Origin of the sequence: Halomonas sp. I1 (genome assembly GCF_032334135.1) — a bacterium.
GTDB lineage: Bacteria > Pseudomonadota > Gammaproteobacteria > Pseudomonadales > Halomonadaceae > Halomonas.
Map to the genome: position 1 here is coordinate 149,595 of NZ_JAVXUS010000001.1, position 18,718 is coordinate 168,312.

Sequence of the window (18,718 nt, forward strand, 5' to 3'; positions counted from 1 at the left end):
GATGTCGTGTGGGATAGTGCTGCCTGAATGGGGGCGAAGCTCCGGAATTTCCACCCCGCCAGCGGGATGGCGGCGATCCCGGCGGGATTCTACATTGATAGACGACACCACCACGCGAAGGGGGCTCATCATGGCCGCCACCGACCTGTCTCCAGGTGATCGCCTCACCTACAAGCAACTCTCCCACGCCCTGGCCCACGGGTTCTCGCCCATCGTCGAGGTCGAGTCCCAGGATGGCATCTACACGGTGCGCTTCCATCACGCCAACGGCGTATCCACCCTGACCGACAAGGCCGGGCATACCTGCACCTACCTGGGTACCGGCGAACTCCGAGAACGCCTCGGGGAACTGGGGCTGACCCACGGTGTACTGACCTGGGATGACCAGTGCGGCGACGAAATGATCGGCGTTCCGGGGCATGCCATGACGCCCGAGGAACGTTTGACCCATGGCACGCGCATCGCCTTTCGTTGATGCTAGCCAGCGTCGGTATCAGCGCCTAGGCTATGCGAGGGAGACGGAACCTCACCGCCATGGAGCCGCGCATGCCATCAGATGTCATCTACCGCCACTCCACAATTCGCGTGACGAGATGGCCGCTGGCAATGCTGCTGCTCTTGTGGCTGGCCGGTTGCGCCGGGCCCGACCTGGCCACCCGCGACACGGGCAACCTCTCCATGGACCGCGCCATGATCCTCGCCGAGGCGCGTCAGGCACTCGGCACGCCTTACCGCTTCGGGGGTGATACGCCGAGCGGGCTGGACTGTTCGGGGCTGGTACAGCTCGCCTACGCCCGGGCAGGCATCAGTGTGCCACGCACCTCTCGCCGACAGTTCGAGACCCTGCCGCCGACCGACGAGGCACGCCCGGGCGACCTGCTGTTCTTCGACACCGCCGGAGGCGGCGATGCCAGTCATGTGGGGATCTACCTGGGCCATGACCAGATGATCCATGCGCCCGGCCGCGGGCGACGCGTCACCACCACGGCGCTGGGACTGGACTACTGGCGGGAGCGGTTTCTCGGTGCCGCCGCCCCAGCCCCTTAGGGACGGTACGAAACGTGCCTGCCCTCGACGCTCGAAACCCAAAGCATACGAGCGGCGAGATGCGAGACCCGAACCCCACCCCCGAAGCAAACGAGCGACGAGATACGAGATTCGAACCCCGCCCCCAGGGTTCACAGCTTCAAGCCTGCTACGCTCTGCTCGACTCTCGAGGCTCGGAACCCGCAGCTCGTCGCTCGACACTAAGCGTAAATTCGACTGAGCATATGGCCAGCGGTTGTTTCCACCCGCGCCATCATCGTGCAATGCTGGAAACCCTCGAGCCGGCACCGCGCCCGCGATGCCACTCACCCATCCATCAGGAGGCCAATATGGCACTGCAACTCGGCGACATCGCGCCAGACTTCACTCAAGAGAGCACCGCCGGCACCATCAACTTCCATGAATGGGCAGGAGACAACTGGGTCATCCTGTTCTCGCATCCCAAGGATTTCACCCCGGTGTGCACCACCGAGCTCGGCGAGGTCTCGCGGCTCAAGCCGGAATTCGACAAGCGCAACACCAAGGCCATCGGCCTTTCCGTGGACCCGCTCGAGGATCACGAAGCCTGGGCCGGCGACATCCAGGAAACCCAGGGGCAGGGGCTGAACTTCCCGCTGCTGGCGGACGGCGACCGCAAGGTCAGCAACCTCTACGGCATGATCCACCCCAACGCCAACGACACCCTGACGGTGCGTAGCGTCTTCATCATCGATCCGAACAAGAAGGTCCGCCTGACCATCACCTATCCGGCCAGCACCGGCCGCAACTTCGCCGAGGTGCTGCGTGTGCTGGACAGCCTGCAGCTCACCGACCAGCACAAGCTGGCCACGCCGGTGAACTGGCAGGACGGCGATGACTGCATCATTGTTCCCGCCGTGAGCAACGAGGAGGCCAAGACGCTCTTCCCGGACGGCTGGGACGAGCAGAAGCCCTACCTGCGCCTGGTCAAGCAGCCCAAGCGCTCCTGAGGTAAAGAGGCGGCGGCAAGCGCCGCCGCCTCTTTACAGGTGCCAACCGGGCACGGATAGTAGAAGGCCTGACGACAGGGGCGCCGGACGCCATGCCGCCCGGCTGAGATGCACCCTCACCACCTGACCCGGATAATGCCGGCGGAGGGAGTCGTGCCGGCTCTCCCGAGGCCAGCACCTCCCGCCGCCCGGGAGGCGCCATGCACACCATCGATCCTGCTCGCCACCTGAGCCGCGTGCGCGAGTCCCGCCCGCTGGTTCACAACATCACCAATCATGTCGCCATGAATACCATGGCCAATGTCTTGCTGGCCCTGGGTGCCTCGCCGGCCATGGCCCATGCCCGCGAGGAAGTCGGCGAGTTCGCCGCTCTGGCCGGCGCCGTGACCCTCAATATCGGCACCCTCTCGCCCGACTGGGTGGACGCCATGGAGGATGCCGCCCGTGCCGCCAATGGGGCCGGCACACCCTGGGTGCTCGACCCCGTGGCGGTGGGCGCCACGACCCTGCGCCGCGAAGCCGGCACCCGCCTGCTGGCACTGTCACCGACGGTGGTACGCGGCAATGCCTCGGAGGTCATGGCCCTGGCCGAGCAAGGCGGCGGTGGTCAGGGTGTGGACAGCACCGACACTACCGAGGCGGCAGAGCGCGCCGCCGTCGAGCTGGCTCGCCGCACGGGCGCCGTGGTTGCCGTCACCGGCGAGACCGACCTCGTCACCGATGGCCAGCGCCTGGCCCGCGTGGCCGGCGGGCACGCCCTGATGCCGCTCGTCACGACCCTGGGCTGTGCCCTGACGGGGGTGGTGGGCGCTTGCCTGGCCGTCGCCGAAGACCCATTCGAGGCCGGCGTCTCGGCGCTGGCGGGCTACGCCGTAGCCGGCAGCATCGCCGGGGAGAGCGCCCGGGGGCCGGGCAGCTTCGCCGTGGCCTTCCTCGATGCCCTGCATGCCCTCGACGCCGACACCCTGACCAACCGTGCCCGACTGGAGATCACCCATGCGAGTTGACCTGTCTCTCTACCTGGTCACCGACCCCGAGCTGTGCGCCGAACACGGCCTGGAGGAAACCGTCACCGCCGCTGTGCGCGGTGGCGTGACCCTGGTGCAGCTACGCGACAAGCACGCCAGCGATGCCGAACTGGTGCCGGTGGCACGACGCCTGAAGACCGCCCTCGCGGGCAGCGGCGTTCCCCTGCTGATCAATGACCGGCTGGAAGTGGCCCTGGCCAGCGGCGCCGATGGGCTGCACATCGGTCAGGACGACGGCGAGGCCGAGGACGCCCGCACCGCGCTCGGGGCGGATGCCATCCTCGGGCTCTCGGTACAGACCCACGAACAGCTCGCCCGGATCGAGCCGGCCAGGCTCGACTACCTGGGCCTGGGGCCGGTCTTCGCCACGCCCAGCAAGCACGACCATGCCGCCCCGCTCGGGTTCGACGGCCTGGCGGACCTGGCCGGCGCCAGCCCCTTGCCGACGGTGGCCATCGGGGGGCTCAAGGCTGAGCACGCCGAGGCGGTGCGTCGTGCCGGGGCCAACGGCCTGGCGGTGATCTCGGCGATCTGCGGCACACCGGATCCGGAAGCCGCGGCGCGTCGTTTCCTGCAGGGCACGTCCTCGGGGAGGCCTGGGCGCTGAGTCACCGCATCAAGTGGAAGGCCGACGGTTCAGGGCGACACGACGCTCGTGATAGGCGATGGCCAGGCCACTGACGATGATCAGGGTGCCGCCGACGAGTACCCACAGGTCCGGCACCTCGTCCCATAGCCACCAGCCCAGCAATATGGCCCAGAGCAGCGCCGTGTAATCGAAGGGCGCGGCGAGCGCCGCCGGCGCGTAGCGAAACGCCAGGGTCAGCCCGATCATGGCGCCGACACCCAGCACGCCGGCCAGCAGGAAGAATGGCCAGTGAATCGGCGCCGGCATCTGCCACACCCAGGGCAGGGTCGCTGCCGATACCAGCATCGGCACCAGAGTGGTATAGAAGACCATGGCCCAGAGGTGCTCACGGTCGCCATAGCGACGCGCGGTGATCATCGTCAGGGCGTAGAAAACCGCCGCACCGACCACGATCAGGGCCGCCGGCTGAAAGCTGCTGCCTCCCGGCCGCACCACCACCAGCACGCCGATAAAGCCCAGCAGGGTAGCCAACAGCGTGGTCCGATCGACCCGTTCGCCGAGCAGCGGCACCGACAACAGGTTAACGAACAAAGGTGCCGCGAAGGCGATGGCCGTGGTTTCGGCGAGCGGCAGCAGGGTCAGGCCCCACATGAAGCAGATCATGGTGCCGGTAAAAATCAGCCCGCGCATCAGGTGAATGCCGGGGCGACGTGTCGACAGCTTGCGAAGCCCGCCGTTGAAGCGAGCGATCAACGCGATCAGCGGCAGCGACACCAGGGTACGGAAGAAGATGAGCTGTAGCGGCGAATGCGTCTCGCCGAGCCACTTGGTGATGGCATCGCCCAGCGCCAGACACAAGACCCCGCCGCACATGCACAGGATTCCCTTGAACGATGACGACATCTCACCTCTCCCGACCGCTTGGCCTCAGAGCTCAGAACACTGAGCATGAACCAAAAAAACCACCCCACCGGTCGAACCGGCGGGGTGATGCATATTTGGCTACCAAGCTAATGGGTTTCGCGGGTAACGGCAACCCACCCTTTCGGGGACGCGCTGGGCAAACCGGCAAGCGGAGCCAAGCACCAGGCGCACAAGAACCGGAGCCTATGCCGTCATAGCCGGGATGCTGAGCACCGCGTCACGCAGTGCTTCCCTAAAGGGTGGCCTGCACCACCATGCAATCCATCCCCTGCGCCTGCAATCGCCGGCAGGCGTTACGCGCCTGCCCTTCCTGCATGTCCACCAGCCGCGCGCGATAGACGCCGGCCTCGGCAACATGCGGTACCGCCACGCGGGCATCGGCCAGCTCGGCGGTCAGGCGTTCGGCGGCTCGGGCAGCCAGGCGTCGCGCATGGTCGGCGTCGCTGAAGGCCCCGACCTGCACGCCCCAGCTTCCGGGCATCGCCGCCTCGTGCTGATCGACGACGCGCCGGATGGGGTCGGGCGCATGGCTGCGCGATGCCGCCGAGGCGACGGCAACGGTCGACGGCGAGGGAGACGAAGACGCCTGTTCGGGTGTCGAGGTCACGCCTGACGTTTCCCTGGCCGGCGTCGGCTCGGACACCGATGTCACGGCGCCCACGCCGGTACCGGCCGTCGCAATGACCTCATCCCGGGAAGGCGAGCTGATGGCCTGCGGTTCGGGTGTCGTGTCGTCGGCGCTCGCCAGCATCTGACCGGACGATGGTATCGGGCGCCGTGCCCCGGGCAGCAGGTGGTCATCGGTGATGCGAGTATTGGCCAGAAAACCTCGCCCGTCACTCAGCGAGGCGCGCAGGAAACCGCGATCCAGCAGGTTGGCCATGTGCTCGTCTCGAGAAGCCGCGGTATAGCCCCCCATGACCACCGAGAGAATGCGTCGCCCCCCCCGTTTCGCCGAGGTCGCCACATTGAAGCCGGAGGCACGGATGAAGCCGGTCTTCAGGCCATCGGCACCCGGATAGCTGTCCAGCAGATTATTGTGACCCGTCAGGGTCTTGCCGCGCCAGGTGAAGCGACTCAGGGAAAAGTAGGGATAGTACTGGGGGAAGTCGAGCATCAAGCGCCTGGCAAGCAGCGCCATATCCCGCGCCGTGGTGACCTGACGGTCGTCCGGCAGCCCGGAAGCGTTGCGAAAGGTCGTGTCCTCCATGCCCATTTCCCGGGCACGAGTGGTCATCATCCTCGCGAAGTGCGACTCGCTGCCACCGAGCGCCTCGGCCACGACCACGGCGACATCGTTGGCGGAGCGAACCACCAGGGCCTGGATGGCTTTCTCGACCGGGATACTGCTGCCCGGCTTCAACCAGAGCTTGGTGGCCGGCATGCCGGCGGCAGTGGATGACACCGGCAACCGCTGCCCCAATGTCATGCCGCCCTGGTCGAGCGTCTCGAACAGCATGTACAGCGTCATCATCTTGGTCAGAGAGGCGGGGTAGCGCGGTGCGTCGGCATTTTCGGCATAGAGGATCTCGCTGGTGTCGGTATCGATGACGATACCGGCATAGCGCGGATTGTTTGCCTGGGCGGTGCCGGCCAGCAGCGTGACGGCCAGCAGCAGAATGAGGGCGAGGTACCATCGCCGTGTCATTGTGAGCCCCATGGGAGTTCCCCTGAATTCATGGCTTCTTCTACATAAGCGCATTATGACCCACAATAGCGCCCTGTACAGGGGAAAAGTCCACAAAAATAGGCTTTTTCCTGACATCCGGAGCCGATCGGCCTTCTCGATCGGCTCGGATCTCAACCGATGACACCGAGACGCTGCAGCCCCAACCAGATCAGGCGCAGCGCCAGCAGGGTCAGGCCCCAGCGAAACAGGCCATCGAAGCGCCGCTCGGACAACCGACCCAGCAACCGCAATCCGAGCCAGGTGCCCACCACCCCGGCGGCGATCATCAGGGCGATCAGCCAGAGCCAATCGCGGAACATGAAGCCGGCGGCGCCGAACACGAAGGCCTTGGTGAGGTGCTGCAGGGTCATGCAGGCAGCGAAGGTCGCCACAGTCGCCTGGCGCGAGCCTCCGTGCTGCTTGATGAAGGCCGCGACCATCGGCCCGCTGGCGCCGACCAGGCTCGACAGCAGGGTCGTGACGCCCCCCGCGATAGCGGTGCCGAGCCGGCTCAGGCTGCGCTTGGGTAGCCCGGGGCCCCAGAGAGTGAACAGCACGAAACCGGCGATGGCCAGCTCCAGCACACCGGTCGAAAGACGCACCAGCATCCAGCTGGCCGCCACGGCACCGAGCAGTGCACCCGGCACGAAGGCGGCCAGGACCGACCCGTTCAGGTGACGCAGTGTCATCAGGGCTCGGCCACCGTTGGACCCCAGTTGCACCATGCCGTGTACCGGAACCAAGGCCGCGCCGGGCATGACCTGTGCCATGGTCATGATCAGCAGGGTTCCGCCGCCGACCCCCATCGAGGCACTGATCATGGAGGTCAGGGTCGAAAGCAGAATCAGCAGAAGCTCGATGCCGCCATCGAGCGGCGACAGGCTATCCAACCACGGCATGACACATCCTTGTTCGGGCTGAGCATCCCATCATACCCGAATCCTCGGGTCAGCCGCCGAGCGCCTCCAGTACTGCCTCGCGTGACAACCTTTCCCGCTCGCCATAGAGCGCCAGCTCGTCGGTCACCTGGGCGCCCAACGCCGCTTCGAAGGCGTCACGATTGGCGTTGCCGGCATAGGCGTCGTTACCGCCGCCACCGAGATTCGACTGGAAAATGCCGGCCGCGCTGACCGGCAGAAAGTCTTCGTAGGTGATCGGTCGAGCGACGACCAGCCCCTGTTCGATCAATGTCTCCAGCTCGGTCTCGATGACCACGCCGGCCTCGCGTCCCGCTTCGGTCAGCCGGTACTCGAAGAAGGCCAGGCCCTGACGGCGCAGTTCGGCCTCGGTATCCGGAAAGTCGGCGAACACCTCGCCCAGAACCCGCTGGTGCTCGGTGTTGTCCAGGCCAGCAGTGCGCCGACGCGACTCGGCCAGCAGGCGATCATAAAGGGCGCGCCCCTCGGCGGTCAGCGCCACGCCTCGCTGTTCGATCTCGCCGAAACGTGCCGTATGGGTTCCCTGGTGTTCGCCCGCAAAGCGGACCGGCTCCTCCAGGGCCTTGAAACTGGTCTGGCGCAGCAGAATCGGGCAGTCACGATGCGGCGGTCCTTCGATGACCTCCTTGGGGTTCATCCCCGCCGCCGGCATGCGACGCTGCGCTTCATCGATATCCAGGGTGCGCGGCGTCAGGTGGTTGATGTGCGGCCCATGGAAGCAGACCACGTCGGCGATCAACCGATGCTCGGCATGCAGCGCCTCGTAAGTTTCCAGGTCCACGGTGGCGTCCTGGTGCCAGCGGAAGGTCTCCAGCGCCTCGGTGACGAAACGGTCGGCCTGCTCATCGGTCAGGCCACCCTGGCGTTCGCTGAGCTCGATCATTTCCCGGGCGCCGGGCGTGAAGATGTCACGCTTGGCGAGGATGTCAGCGGCGCGCTCGCGCAGCTCGGCGTTCTCGACCAGTTCCAGGCGCAGCAACGAGGTGAAGACACGGAAGGGGTTGCGCGCCAGCGCCTCATCGTCAATGGGCCGGAAGGCAGTAGAGTGCACCGGCACGCCGGCCTCGGAGAGATCGTAGTAGCCCACCGGGAACATGCCCATCACCGCGAACAGCCGGCGCAACATGGCAAGTTCCTCGGCACTGCCGACGCGAATGGCGCCATGCCGCTCGACGCCGAGGCGATTCAGTTCGTCGTGGGCCTCGAGCCGCTCGGCCAGTTCGGGATCTCGCGCCAGGGTTTCGCGGTTCACTTCCGCCACCAGCTCGAGCAGGGTTTCGTACTGAGGCACCTCGGCCTGATACATGGCCGACATGGCCCTGGAAAAACGGTCACGAATCTCGTGATGGGAAACGGGGGACGTCATCGGGTATGCCTCTCGGTGTCGGTCATCATGAATTCGGTTCAGGGCTACAGCCGCCCCAGGGCTCGCTCGAGCCTCGCCAGCCCTTCGCCCAGCACCTCGGGCTCGGCGGTCAGCGGGGGCAGCAAGCGCAGCACGTTGCGCCGCCGCCCGCTTGGCATCAGCAGTATGCCCTCCTCCCGGGCCACGGCGAGCAGGGTCGACAAATGGTCAGCGCCGGAGGCCCGGGGCGTATCCTCGAAGACGATGCCCCGCATGGCGCCCACACCGGTCATCTCACCGAGCATCGGATAGCGGCCGGAAGACCGCCAGCCACGATACGCCTCCATGATCGTCGCTTCCTGACGCTTGTTCCAGTCAGCCAGGCCTTCCTCGCTCATTACGTCCATCACCGCCAGGGCCGCGGCGCAAGCGACGGCATTGCCCGAATAGGTGCCGCCCAGGCCGCCTTTCGGCGGAGCGTCCATGAGTTCCGCCTTGCCAGCCACCGCTGCCAGCGGCAGCCCGGCCGCCATGCTCTTGCCCATCAGCAGCAGGTCGGGTTCGACCCCCAGGTGGGAAAAGGCGAAACGCTTGCCGGTGCGTCCGAAGCCGGACTGGATCTCGTCGAAGATCAACACGATACCTCGAGCCTCGCACAACGCCCGCAGGCGCGCGGCGAAATCGGCGCACAGCAGACGAAAGCCGCCCTCGCCCTGGACCGGCTCGACGATGATGCAAGCCACCTCATCGGCGGGTACCTCGACCTCGAACAACCGCTCCAGGGCGGCCATGGCGGTGTCGGCATCGACGTCACTATCGCGGCTCGGGAAGGGCAAGTGATGCACCGGGCCGGGCAAGGCACCGAGGCGGTTCTTGTAGGGCTTGACCTTGCCGTTGAGATTCAACGCCGCCAGCGTGCGGCCATGGAAGCCGTCGTCGAAGGCGATCACGCCCTGGCGCCCGGTGGCGGCGCGGGCGATCTTGAGGGCATTCTCGGTGGCCTCGGCACCGCTGTTGGTGAGCATGCAGGACAACGGATACGACACCGGCACGAAGGCATCCAGGGCCCGGGCCACCTCGAGATAGCCACGATGCGGCAGGGCATTGAAGGCGGAGTGCATCAGGGTGCCGACCTGCGCCTTGACCGCCTCGACCACGGCGGGATGGCCATGCCCCAGGTTGAGCACACCGATGCCACCGACGAAGTCGACGTAATGCTTGCCCTGTTCGTCCCAGACCTCGGCGTTGCGGCCCCGTTCGATGCAGATGGGGTGCACGATGCCAAGCGAGTCACTAATGTGCGGGAGATCCATGTCATCGTCCTGTGGGAGCGTATGACCATGATGAGAACAGAGCCGCGTTCCGGGCTTCAAACGAAAAAAAGCGCGCTATTCATTCCTTGTCGTCATGGATTATTCTGGAAAGCCGAGGCATTGATGATTATTCGGCCTCACACCCGGTGCATCGCCCTTCCAGCATGACCCATGAGAATCCATGAAACACGGAGCCCTGGCATGACGGCACGTCACCTGCCCTCGACCATCACCATGCAGTGCTTCGAGGCGGCCGCGCGGCACATGAGTTTCACCCGTGCCGCCGATGAACTGAGCATCACCCAGAGCGCGGTCAGCAAGCAGGTGGCACAACTCGAGGCGTACCTGCAGCACAAGCTGTTCCGGCGCGTGCGCCGCACCCTGGTGCTGACGCCGGAGGGCTCGCTGTACCTTACCGAGGTGCGCAAGATCCTGGCCCAGATCGAGATGTCGGCCAATACCATCATGACCTACAGCGGCCAGGGCGAGGTGCTGCGAGTCGCCAGCCTGCCGACCTTCGGGGCCCGCTGGCTGGCCCGCCAACTGCCGGACTTCCTGAACGCCAATCCGCACATCGACCTGAGCGTTCGCGACCATGTCGAGGCCTTCGACCTGGACCAGGAGGACATCGACGTGGCCATTTTCCACGGCCATGGCAGCTGGCCGAACCTGGAGTGCCACAAGTTGTTCGACGAGGAGGTGGTCGCGGTCGGCGCACCCGACTACCTGGCCAGGCAGCAACCGACGCGCGCCGCCGACCTGGCCGGGTGCCGCCTGCTGCATCTCTCTACCCGCCCCGATGCCTGGCACCGCTGGTTCGCCGATCAAGGCATCACCACCGACCGCAGTTATCACGGCACGCGCTTCGAGACCTTCCAGATGCTGATCCGCACGGCGATGAGCGGCGGCGGACTCGCCCTGGTGCCGCGCTTCTTCGTCGACGCCGAGCTGACCGAGGGCCGGCTGTCCCTGGCCTGGTCCCACGTCCTCAAGGGGCCCGACGCCTACTACCTGGTGCACCCGGAACACCTCGGCGAACTCTCCCGGGTGCGCCGCTTCGTCGACCATGTGCTGGCGTGTGCCGAGGCGGATACGCCGGCCGGCACATCACGTTAGGGAACCCCACCGGGGCCATCCCGATGCTCGAGTATCCAGTCGATGAAGCCTCGCACCTTGGCGACCTCTCCCTTGTGTTCGGGGTAGGCCAGGTAATAGGCGTCCCGGCTGGCCAGGCCGAACGACCAGGGAATCGTCAGCAGGCCGGCCTGTAGTTCCTCCTCGGCCAGGAAACGCGGCACCAGGGCCACGCCGCAGCCGGCCCGGGCCGCACGCAGGGCCATGTAGAAGGTATCGAAACGCGGCCCGTGGTAGCTGTGTTCGGTATAACAGTCCTGAGCCTCGAACCAGTCGTGCCAGGCCTCGGGGCGTGTCGCGCTCTGCAAGAGTACCAGCCGTGTCAGCGCCAGCGGCTCCTGGATGCCGCCGTCAGGCAATGCAGCCGGCGCACAGACCGGCACCATTTCCTCATCGAGCAACCGGATGCATTCGGCCCGGGGCCAGGCGCCGTGGCCGAAGAAGAAGGCGACATCGACGCGCTCCTCCTCCAGGTCGAAGGGCTCCGAGCGGTTGGCGATGTTCAGGTAGACCCGTGGATGCCGGAAGCGAAAGCCATTGAGCCGCGGAATCAGCCAGCGCGCTCCGAAGGTCGGCAGGGTGGTGACATTGAGCACTTCGCTCTGGCCACCGTAGGACTGCATGTAGCGCGTGGACATCTCCACCTGCGCCAGGATCTTGCGCACCTCGGTGAGGTAAAGCGAGCCCTCGGGGGTGACCTGGAGCCGCTTGCGTACCCGCCGGAACAGCGGGTGCTCGAGCACTGACTCGAGCTGGGCAACCTGCTTGCTGACGGCGCTCTGGGTCAGGTTCAGCTCGTCGGCGGCACGAGTGAAACTCATGTGCCGCACCGAGGCCTCGAAACACTGCATGGCAGTCAGGGTGGGCAGGTGTCGGCGGTTCATGCGCGGCTCCAACCAGAAAAAAAGGAATAACCTCCATATAAAACGTCGTTTGAAGGGCGTCAACCACCGCGCCAATACTGGTTTCGTTTTCCGCATCCAGAAATGAACAGTAGGAGGAAGAATGATCGAATCCCTCATGCAGCGCCTCGGCGTCTCCGAGAACACTTACCGCCAGGGCGACTTCACGGTCACGTCACCCACCGATGGCAGTGAGCTCGGTCGAATCCACCTCGAGGGCGCCGATGCCGTCGAGGCCCGCGTGGTACGCGCCCAGCACGCCTTCGAACAGTGGCGCCGGGTGCCCGCCCCTCGCCGCGGCGAGCTGGTTCGGCTGTTCGGCGAGCAACTGCGCCGCCACAAGGAAGACCTCGGCGCCCTGGTCACCCTGGAGTGCGGCAAGATCTACCAGGAAGGCCTCGGCGAAGTGCAGGAGATGATCGACATCTGCGACCTGGCCGTCGGTCAATCGCGCCAGCTCTACGGCCTGACCATCGCTTCCGAGCGTCCCGGTCACCACATGCGCGAAAGCTGGCATCCGCTGGGGCCGATCGGTCTGATCACCGCCTTCAATTTCCCGGTGGCGCCCTGGGCCTGGAATGCCGCTCTGGCTCTGGTTTGCGGCAACAGCCTGCTGTGGAAGCCCTCCGAGAAGACCCCGCTCACCGCCCTGGCCTGTCAGTCGCTGCTGGAACGCGCCATGGTCGAATTCGGCGACGAGGCGCCCGAAGGCCTCAGTCAGGTGATGACGGGAGACCGCGAGGCCGGCGAGCGCCTGGCCGACGATCCGCGCGTGCCGCTGATCAGCGCCACCGGCAGCACCCGCATGGGTCGCGACGTCGCGCCTCGGGTCGCCGCTCGTTTCGGCCGCAGCATCCTCGAACTGGGCGGCAACAACGGCATGATCCTGGCGCCCAGTGCCGATCTCGACATGGCGGTTCGCGCCATTCTGTTCTCCGCCGTGGGCACGGCCGGGCAACGCTGCACGACCCTGCGCCGCCTGATCGTCCACGAATCGATCCGCGACGAGGTCGTCGAGCGCGTGAAGAAGGCCTATGCCGGCGTGACCATCGGCGACCCCATGGAAGGCAGCCTGGTCGGCCCGCTCATCGATGCCCAGGCCTTCGACCAGATGCAGTCCGTGCTCGACCAGGCGCGCCAGCAGGGCGCCAGCGTCGTCGGCGGCGAACGCCGACTCGCCGAGCAGTATCCCGACGCCTACTACGTGACCCCGGCCATCGTCGAGGTCGAACAGCAAGACGATCTGGTCAAGAACGAGACCTTCGCCCCGATTCTTTATGTGATGAGCTACCGCGACTTCGACGAGGCCATGGCCCTGCACAACGACGTTCCCCAGGGGCTATCGTCGTGCATTTTCACCAGTGATGTGCGCGAATCCGAAGCCTTCATCTCGGATGTCGGCAGCGACTGCGGCATCGCCAACGTCAACATCGGGCCGAGCGGCGCGGAGATCGGCGGCGCCTTCGGCGGCGAGAAAGAGACCGGCGGCGGCCGCGAATCCGGCTCCGACGTCTGGAAGAGCTACATGCGTCGCCAGACCAACACCGTCAACTACTCCCGCGAGCTGCCACTGGCTCAGGGCATCAAGTTCGACTGATCACGCGCGTCGCCGTCCCGGTCACGGGGCGGCACTTCGCTGCGCGGGTGTGCATGACATTCCGAAGAATGCGGCCGGTTTTCCTGCACGCCCGATCCTCCAGGACATGTCATGGAGTTCACAGATGACAACAACAATTTCCCGAGAACAATGGGGTAGTCGCTTCGGCTACCTGATGGCCGTCGTCGGCGCCATGGTCGGAGCCGGCAATATCTGGCGCATGCCCTACGTGACGGGAGAGAACGGCGGGGGCGCCTTCCTGATCGCCTACTTCCTGCTGCTCTACCTGATCGCGGTGCCCGGCCTGATGGGCGAGACCAGCCTCGGTCGCCATACCCGGCAGGGGTTGATCGGCACCTTCCGCAAGCTCTACGGCAACAACCGCCTTGTCGGCCTTGGGCTGGTGATCCTGATCTTCAACATCGTGCTGATGTCCTACTACTCGTCGATCGTCGGCTGGTCGATCTACTATGCCTTTCATGCCGTGATCGGTACCTTCACCCAGACCGACTTCGACACCGCCGCCCTGTGGCAGGCCTTCAGCGGGAACACCGCTCTGAACGTCGGTATGCACAGCGTCGCCATGCTGCTGGTCACTGGCATCCTGCTGTTTGGCATCAAGGGCGGCATCGAGCGCCTGGCCAAGTGGATGATGCCGATCCTGACCATTGCCTTGATCGCCATCGCCATTCGGGGCGTGACGCTGCCGGGCGCCATGGCCGGCCTGGAGTTCAGCTTCTCGCCGAACTGGGCCTATCTGGCACGGGGGGAAACCTGGCTGGCGGCCCTCGGCCAGGCGTTATTTTCCACCGGACTCGGCTGGGGCATCGCCCTGACCTATGGCAGTTACCTCAGCCGCAACGACGATATTCCCCTGGGCGGCGGCATCTTCACGGCGATCGGCAACACCAGTTTCGGGCTACTCGCCATCTTCGCCGTCTTTCCCATCGTCTTCGCTTTCGGCATCTCGCCCAGCTCCGGCGCTGAACTGGCCTTTGTGGCCCTGGCCAATGCCTTCGGCAGCATGACGGGCGGTTACCTCTGGGCCCTGCTGTTCTTCATGGGCTTCTTCTTCGCCAACCTGACCACCGCCATCGCCATTACCGAGGTCGGCGTCACCACCTACCGGGAGGAACGCAACACGAGTCGCACCAAGGCCGTGCTGGCCATCTGCGGCATCATCTGGCTGCTGGGCATCCCGAGCGCCATGAACGCCAATATCCTCGGCTACCTGGACTTCGTGGTCGGCAACTGGGGCCTACCACTGGCGACCTTCATCATCATGATCGCCATCGGCTGGAAGTTCGATGCCCGCCGGCTGCGCGTGCTGAGCCTCAACCGCGGCGCCGACCTTTACGTGCCGCACCTCTGGGAGCTCGTCGTGCGCTACCAGATCCCCGCCATCATGCTCGGCATCATGGCCTACTTCCTCTACACCAACCTCGGTCAGACGCCCTGGAAGACGGTCAGTGGCCTGGCCCTCCTGACGCTGATGATCCCGCTGTGCATGTGGATCATGAACCGTCGCCATGACACGCCCCAGGTCGCCACGTCCACAGGAGGTCAGTCATCATGAGCCTGTCCGCCATCATCGTCATGCTCGCGTCCATCGTTGCCCTGTGGGGCGTGGCCGGCTATGCCCTGATCGTCTCGATGCGCCACGAGGAACGCAAACTGTCCCTGCTTCACTCTCAGGGCGACTTCGAACCCTACTCGCCACGTGCCTTCCGGGATCTCGAGCACTGGCTGACGCTGCACCCCGACAGTGAACACGCCCCGGAGATTCGGGAATGGCAAGGCGTGCAGCGCCAGTCCCTGCAACGCAACCCGCAACGCTTCTACGACTGGTCGGACGTCGACGACGCTACCCGGGAGGCAGTATGAAATCGGCTTGTATCTGGACGTCCACCTCCCCCGAACGACAACGGGAGTATCCTCGTCTGGAAGGCGAGGCCAGGGCCGATGTCGCCGTCATCGGGGGCGGCATCACCGGGCTCAGTACCGCCCTGCACCTCGCCGAGACCGGCGTCTCGGTGGTGCTGCTGGAGGCGGGCGACATCCCCAGCGGCGGCTCCGGGCGCAGTGTCGGGCTGGTCAACGCGGGGATGTGGATCCCGCCGGACGATATCCTCGAGGCCCTGGGCCCGGAAAACGGCGAACGTGCCAACGAGGTGCTCGGCCGAGCCCCCGCCGAGGTCTTCGCGCTCATCGACCGGCACGGTATCGACTGTCAGGACACCCGGACCGGCACCCTGCACCTCGCGCACAACGGCAAGGGCGCCGAGGAACTGGTTCGCCGCTTCGAACAGTTCTCGCGGCGCGGCGCGCCGGTCGAGCTGCTCGAAGGAGAAGAGTGCCGGCGGCGCGTCGGCACGCCTCGCATCCGTCACGCCCTGCTCGACCGGCGAGCCGGCACCCTCAATCCAACGGCCTATACTCGGGGGCTCGCTCGAGCAGCCCATGCCGCGGGCGCCAGCCTGCACACGCACAGCGCTGCCGAGGGTATCCAGCGCGACGGTGACACTTGGCGGGTCGACACGCCGCTGGGCAGCGTCCGGGCACCGCAACTGGTGGTCGCCACCAATGCCTACACCGAGGGGCACTGGAACCAAGTGCGCGACCACTTCTTCCGCGGGCACTTCTACCAGGTCGCGTCTTCGCCACTGCCCGACGACGTCGCCGGCGACATCCTGGCCGAAGGCCAGGGAGCCTGGGATACCCGGACAGTACTGAGCAGCATGCGTCGCGACGCCGAGGGTCGATTGATCCTCGGCAGCCTGGGCTGCGGCGACAGCAAGCCGGCATCGTTCCTGCGCTGCTGGGCCGATCGGGTGCAGCGCCATTACTTCCCGCAACTGGGACGGGTGGACTGGGAATGCACCTGGACGGGTCAGGTCGGCTTCACGCCGGACCACACCCTGCGCCTGTTCGAGCCGGCACCCGGCATCCTGGCGGCGGCCGGATATAACGGCCGCGGCATCACCACCGGCACGGTGGTCGGCCAGGGCTTCGCCGGTTACCTCACCAGCGGCGATGACGGCTTGCTCCCGCTCCCCATCCAAAGCGTCCGGCCTCTACGTGCCAAGCCGCTCTGGAGCACCGCCTACGAAAGCGGCTTCACCCTCTACCACGCCGGGCAGTGCCTGCGCATCGTCGCCTGAGATGCGCACCTTCAGCCAGAAAACATTAGCCACAGAACGCAACACGAGCCAGAACACAAGGAAGCGCTGATTTATGTCGCGAACGAAGAGAGGCTGGCCGTCGCCGGAACGCAGCCCCCGGAGTTGACTTGTCGGTCAATGAGGACGGCGAGTACCGCCGACGGCCAGGATATCGAGTGCAGCAATAAATCAGTGTTTCCGTCAGTGGCCCAGGATCTGACTCAAGAACAACTTCGTCCGCTCGGATTCCGGGTTATTGAAGAAGGTCTCGGGCGGCGCCTGCTCGATGATCTGGCCCTGATCCATGAAGATCACCCGGTCCGCCACCGTCTTGGCGAAGCCCATCTCATGGGTCACGCAGAGCATGGTCATGCCGTCGTGGGCCAGTTCGACCATGACGTCGAGCACCTCCTTGATCATCTCCGGGTCGAGCGCCGAGGTCGGCTCGTCGAACAGCATCACCTCGGGACGCATGCACAACGCCCGGGCGATGGCCACGCGCTGCTGCTGCCCGCCGGACAGCTGTCCCGGATACTTGTGGGCCTGATCGGCGATCTGCACCCGCTCGAGGAACTCCATGGCGGTCTTCTCGGCCTCGGCGCGGGGCTTCTTCTGCACCCAGGTCTGGGAAATGCAGCAGTTGTCGAGCACCGAGAGGTGCGGAAAGAGGTTGAAGTGCTGGAACACCATGCCGACGTTGCGGCGGATCTGCTCGATGCGCTTGACGTCCTGGGTCATGGTCACGCCATCGACCGTGATGCGGCCCTGCTGGTGCTCCTCCAGGTGATTGAAGCAGCGGATCAGGGTCGACTTGCCCGACCCCGAGGGGCCGCAGACGACGATGCGCTCGCCCCGCGCCACCGTCAGATCGATGTCGCGCAGCACATGAAAGTCGCCGTACCACTTGTTGAGCCCCTCGACCTCGATCATCGGAGAGTCCGAGGAGGACACACTTGCCGAATTGCTTGCCGTCATGACGGTATTTCCTTGTTGTCAGGGGGGCTGAATCAGTGACCCGTGTGGAGACGTCGCTCGATATACTGGCTATACCGCGACATGCTGAAACAGAACACCCAGAACATCAGCGCGGCGAATACATAGCCTTCGGTGGCGAACCCCAGCCAGTTGCTGTCGGTGAGCCCCGCCCGGATGATCGCCAGCAGGTCGAACAGGCCGATGATCAGCACCAGCGACGTGTCCTTGAACAGCGCGATGAAGGTATTGACGATCCCCGGGATCACCAGCTTCAGTGCCTGGGGCAGCACGATCAGCCCCATGCGACGCCAGTAGCCCAGGCCGAGCGCCTTGGCGGCTTCCTCCTGGCCCGAGGGAATCGCCTGCAGGCCGCCGCGTACCACCTCGGCCATGTAGGCGCTCCAGAAGAACATGATGCCGATCAGCGCACGCAGCAGCTTGTCGAACTCCACTTCGGTGGGCACGAACAGCGGCAGCATCACCGAGGCCATGAACAGCACCGTGATCAGCGGCACGCCACGCCAGAACTCGATGAACACCACGCACAGACTGCGCACCAGCGGCATCTGCGAACGCCGGCCCAGGGCCAGCACCACACCGATCGGCAGCGAGCCGACGATGCCCACGGTGGCCACGGTCAGGGTCAGCATCAGCCCGCCCCATTCGCGGGTCGGCACGGCCACCAGACCGAAATGCCCGCCCAGCAGCAGGAAATAGGCCAGGATCGGAAAGCCGACCAGGGAAAAGAGGCCGACCCAGCGCTTGGCCGGCAGGCGTGGAATCGCCAGCCAGGCGATCAGCAGTGCCATCATCGCCAGGACGAGATCCACCCGCCATCGCTCGGCATCCGGATAGAAGCCATAGATGATGGTCTCGAAGCGGGCACTGATGAACACCCAGCAGGCGCCTTCGCCCGTGCAGGCCTCGCGGGTCGACCCCAGCCAGTCGGCATCGATCAGCGCCCACTTCGCCAGAGGCCACAGCGCCATGCTCAGCAGCACGATGGCCACCAGGCTGAGCACGCTGTTGAGGGGGCTGTTGAAGAGGTTGGCGCGCAGCCAGCCGACCGCGCCACGGCGCATGTCCGGCGGACGACGCGCCTCGATCATCTCGGTTCGTGTCGCCATC

General features: G+C 65.7%; 18 protein-coding genes and 1 riboswitch. Of the genes, 10 read left to right on the forward strand and 8 right to left on the reverse strand.

The genetic code is table 11. From position 1 onward, the window contains the following. Nucleotides 1–130 precede the first annotated feature (130 nt). The 5 genes from RSO41_RS00660 (at nucleotide 131) to thiE (ending at nucleotide 3,650) form a co-directional block, all read left to right on the forward strand. Nucleotides 131–475, forward strand: a complete 345-nt coding sequence (locus tag RSO41_RS00660) for a hypothetical protein (protein ID WP_315616767.1) — start codon at nucleotides 131–133, stop codon at nucleotides 473–475. 71 nt (nucleotides 476–546) lie between these two features. Then, entirely contained in the window at nucleotides 547–1,047 is a 501-nt protein-coding gene (locus RSO41_RS00665) for a C40 family peptidase (protein WP_315616769.1), read from the forward strand. 329 nt (nucleotides 1,048–1,376) lie between these two features. Continuing rightward, on the forward strand, nucleotides 1,377–2,015 hold the full coding sequence (locus RSO41_RS00670) for a peroxiredoxin (RefSeq protein ID WP_275289439.1): 639 nt from the start codon (nucleotides 1,377–1,379) through the stop codon (nucleotides 2,013–2,015). A gap of 66 nt (nucleotides 2,016–2,081) precedes the next feature. After that, a riboswitch (TPP riboswitch) is annotated at nucleotides 2,082–2,182 on the forward strand. Between the two features lie 33 nt (nucleotides 2,183–2,215). After that, nucleotides 2,216–3,022, forward strand: coding sequence for a hydroxyethylthiazole kinase (gene thiM, locus RSO41_RS00675; RefSeq protein WP_315616774.1), 807 nt, complete (start codon nucleotides 2,216–2,218; stop codon nucleotides 3,020–3,022). Then, the gene (gene thiE, locus RSO41_RS00680; RefSeq protein WP_315616776.1) at nucleotides 3,012–3,650 is read left to right on the forward strand and encodes a thiamine phosphate synthase; all 639 of its coding nucleotides are present in this window, start codon (nucleotides 3,012–3,014) and stop codon (nucleotides 3,648–3,650) included. Before thiM ends, thiE begins: the two co-directional genes overlap by 11 nt. 9 nt (nucleotides 3,651–3,659) lie before the next feature. On the opposite strand, the gene RSO41_RS00685 is transcribed toward thiE, so the two are convergent. From RSO41_RS00685 to RSO41_RS00705, 5 genes are all read right to left on the reverse strand, one after another. Then, on the reverse strand, nucleotides 3,660–4,535 hold the full coding sequence (locus RSO41_RS00685) for a DMT family transporter (RefSeq protein WP_315616778.1): 876 nt from the start codon (nucleotides 4,533–4,535) through the stop codon (nucleotides 3,660–3,662). 253 nt (nucleotides 4,536–4,788) lie between these two features. Further along, a complete protein-coding gene (locus RSO41_RS00690; protein WP_315616780.1) occupies nucleotides 4,789–6,204 on the reverse strand; it encodes a serine hydrolase in 1,416 nt (471 codons plus the stop codon). Nucleotides 6,205–6,356: 152 nt separating this feature from the next. After that, entirely contained in the window at nucleotides 6,357–7,124 is a 768-nt protein-coding gene (locus tag RSO41_RS00695; protein ID WP_315616782.1) for a sulfite exporter TauE/SafE family protein, read from the reverse strand. A 49-nt stretch (nucleotides 7,125–7,173) separates the two neighbouring features. Continuing rightward, nucleotides 7,174–8,529 carry a VOC family protein gene (locus RSO41_RS00700; RefSeq protein WP_315616784.1) on the reverse strand — a complete coding sequence of 452 codons (1,356 nt, stop codon included), beginning with the start codon at nucleotides 8,527–8,529 and terminating at the stop codon, nucleotides 7,174–7,176. Between the two features lie 44 nt (nucleotides 8,530–8,573). Next, on the reverse strand, nucleotides 8,574–9,821 hold the full coding sequence (locus tag RSO41_RS00705; protein ID WP_315616786.1) for an aspartate aminotransferase family protein: 1,248 nt from the start codon (nucleotides 9,819–9,821) through the stop codon (nucleotides 8,574–8,576). Between the two features lie 201 nt (nucleotides 9,822–10,022). On the opposite strand from RSO41_RS00705, the gene RSO41_RS00710 reads away from it, so the two are divergent. Continuing rightward, nucleotides 10,023–10,937, forward strand: coding sequence for a LysR substrate-binding domain-containing protein (locus RSO41_RS00710; RefSeq protein WP_315616788.1), 915 nt, complete (start codon nucleotides 10,023–10,025; stop codon nucleotides 10,935–10,937). Here the strand turns inward: RSO41_RS00710 and RSO41_RS00715 are convergent. After that, entirely contained in the window at nucleotides 10,934–11,839 is a 906-nt protein-coding gene (locus RSO41_RS00715) for a LysR family transcriptional regulator (protein WP_315616790.1), read from the reverse strand. The two genes, RSO41_RS00710 and RSO41_RS00715, sit on opposite strands and share 4 nt — an antisense overlap. Nucleotides 11,840–11,960: 121 nt before the next feature. Between RSO41_RS00715 and RSO41_RS00720 the strand changes: the two genes are divergently transcribed. From RSO41_RS00720 to RSO41_RS00735, 4 genes are all read left to right on the forward strand, one after another. Beyond that, the gene (locus RSO41_RS00720; protein WP_315616792.1) at nucleotides 11,961–13,454 is read left to right on the forward strand and encodes an aldehyde dehydrogenase family protein; all 1,494 of its coding nucleotides are present in this window, start codon (nucleotides 11,961–11,963) and stop codon (nucleotides 13,452–13,454) included. Between the two features lie 124 nt (nucleotides 13,455–13,578). Then, entirely contained in the window at nucleotides 13,579–15,030 is a 1,452-nt protein-coding gene (locus tag RSO41_RS00725) for a sodium-dependent transporter (RefSeq protein WP_315616794.1), read from the forward strand. Next, nucleotides 15,027–15,338, forward strand: a complete 312-nt coding sequence (locus tag RSO41_RS00730; RefSeq protein ID WP_315616796.1) for a hypothetical protein — start codon at nucleotides 15,027–15,029, stop codon at nucleotides 15,336–15,338. Before RSO41_RS00725 ends, RSO41_RS00730 begins: the two co-directional genes overlap by 4 nt. After that, on the forward strand, nucleotides 15,335–16,615 hold the full coding sequence (locus tag RSO41_RS00735; RefSeq protein WP_315616798.1) for an FAD-binding oxidoreductase: 1,281 nt from the start codon (nucleotides 15,335–15,337) through the stop codon (nucleotides 16,613–16,615). The genes RSO41_RS00730 and RSO41_RS00735 overlap by 4 nt, the downstream gene beginning before the upstream one ends. A gap of 201 nt (nucleotides 16,616–16,816) precedes the next feature. Here the strand turns inward: RSO41_RS00735 and RSO41_RS00740 are convergent, their stop codons facing one another. Beyond that, a complete protein-coding gene (locus RSO41_RS00740) occupies nucleotides 16,817–17,545 on the reverse strand; it encodes an amino acid ABC transporter ATP-binding protein (RefSeq protein WP_410000306.1) in 729 nt (242 codons plus the stop codon). Between the two features lie 77 nt (nucleotides 17,546–17,622). Continuing rightward, nucleotides 17,623–18,717, reverse strand: a complete 1,095-nt coding sequence (locus tag RSO41_RS00745) for an amino acid ABC transporter permease (protein WP_315616802.1) — start codon at nucleotides 18,715–18,717, stop codon at nucleotides 17,623–17,625. Between the last annotated feature and the right edge of the window lies 1 nt (nucleotide 18,718).

Excerpts from the sequence above, each read along its gene's own strand:
- RSO41_RS00660 (WP_315616767.1), top strand. The coding sequence starts at position 131 with ATGGCCGCCACCGACCTGTCTCCAGGTGATCGCCTCACCTACAAGCAA.
- RSO41_RS00665 (WP_315616769.1), top strand. The coding sequence starts at position 547 with ATGCCATCAGATGTCATCTACCGCCACTCCACAATTCGCGTGACGAGA.
- RSO41_RS00670 (WP_275289439.1), top strand. The coding sequence starts at position 1,377 with ATGGCACTGCAACTCGGCGACATCGCGCCAGACTTCACTCAAGAGAGC.
- thiM (WP_315616774.1), top strand. The coding sequence starts at position 2,216 with ATGCACACCATCGATCCTGCTCGCCACCTGAGCCGCGTGCGCGAGTCC.
- thiE (WP_315616776.1), top strand. The coding sequence starts at position 3,012 with ATGCGAGTTGACCTGTCTCTCTACCTGGTCACCGACCCCGAGCTGTGC.
- RSO41_RS00685 (WP_315616778.1), bottom strand. The coding sequence starts at position 4,535 with ATGTCGTCATCGTTCAAGGGAATCCTGTGCATGTGCGGCGGGGTCTTG.
- RSO41_RS00690 (WP_315616780.1), bottom strand. The coding sequence starts at position 6,204 with ATGACACGGCGATGGTACCTCGCCCTCATTCTGCTGCTGGCCGTCACG.
- RSO41_RS00695 (WP_315616782.1), bottom strand. The coding sequence starts at position 7,124 with ATGCCGTGGTTGGATAGCCTGTCGCCGCTCGATGGCGGCATCGAGCTT.
- RSO41_RS00700 (WP_315616784.1), bottom strand. The coding sequence starts at position 8,529 with ATGACGTCCCCCGTTTCCCATCACGAGATTCGTGACCGTTTTTCCAGG.
- RSO41_RS00705 (WP_315616786.1), bottom strand. The coding sequence starts at position 9,821 with ATGGATCTCCCGCACATTAGTGACTCGCTTGGCATCGTGCACCCCATC.
- RSO41_RS00710 (WP_315616788.1), top strand. The coding sequence starts at position 10,023 with ATGACGGCACGTCACCTGCCCTCGACCATCACCATGCAGTGCTTCGAG.
- RSO41_RS00715 (WP_315616790.1), bottom strand. The coding sequence starts at position 11,839 with ATGAACCGCCGACACCTGCCCACCCTGACTGCCATGCAGTGTTTCGAG.
- RSO41_RS00720 (WP_315616792.1), top strand. The coding sequence starts at position 11,961 with ATGATCGAATCCCTCATGCAGCGCCTCGGCGTCTCCGAGAACACTTAC.
- RSO41_RS00725 (WP_315616794.1), top strand. The coding sequence starts at position 13,579 with ATGACAACAACAATTTCCCGAGAACAATGGGGTAGTCGCTTCGGCTAC.
- RSO41_RS00730 (WP_315616796.1), top strand. The coding sequence starts at position 15,027 with ATGAGCCTGTCCGCCATCATCGTCATGCTCGCGTCCATCGTTGCCCTG.
- RSO41_RS00735 (WP_315616798.1), top strand. The coding sequence starts at position 15,335 with ATGAAATCGGCTTGTATCTGGACGTCCACCTCCCCCGAACGACAACGG.
- RSO41_RS00740 (WP_410000306.1), bottom strand. The coding sequence starts at position 17,545 with ATGATCGAGGTCGAGGGGCTCAACAAGTGGTACGGCGACTTTCATGTG.
- RSO41_RS00745 (WP_315616802.1), bottom strand. The coding sequence starts at position 18,717 with ATGGCGACACGAACCGAGATGATCGAGGCGCGTCGTCCGCCGGACATG.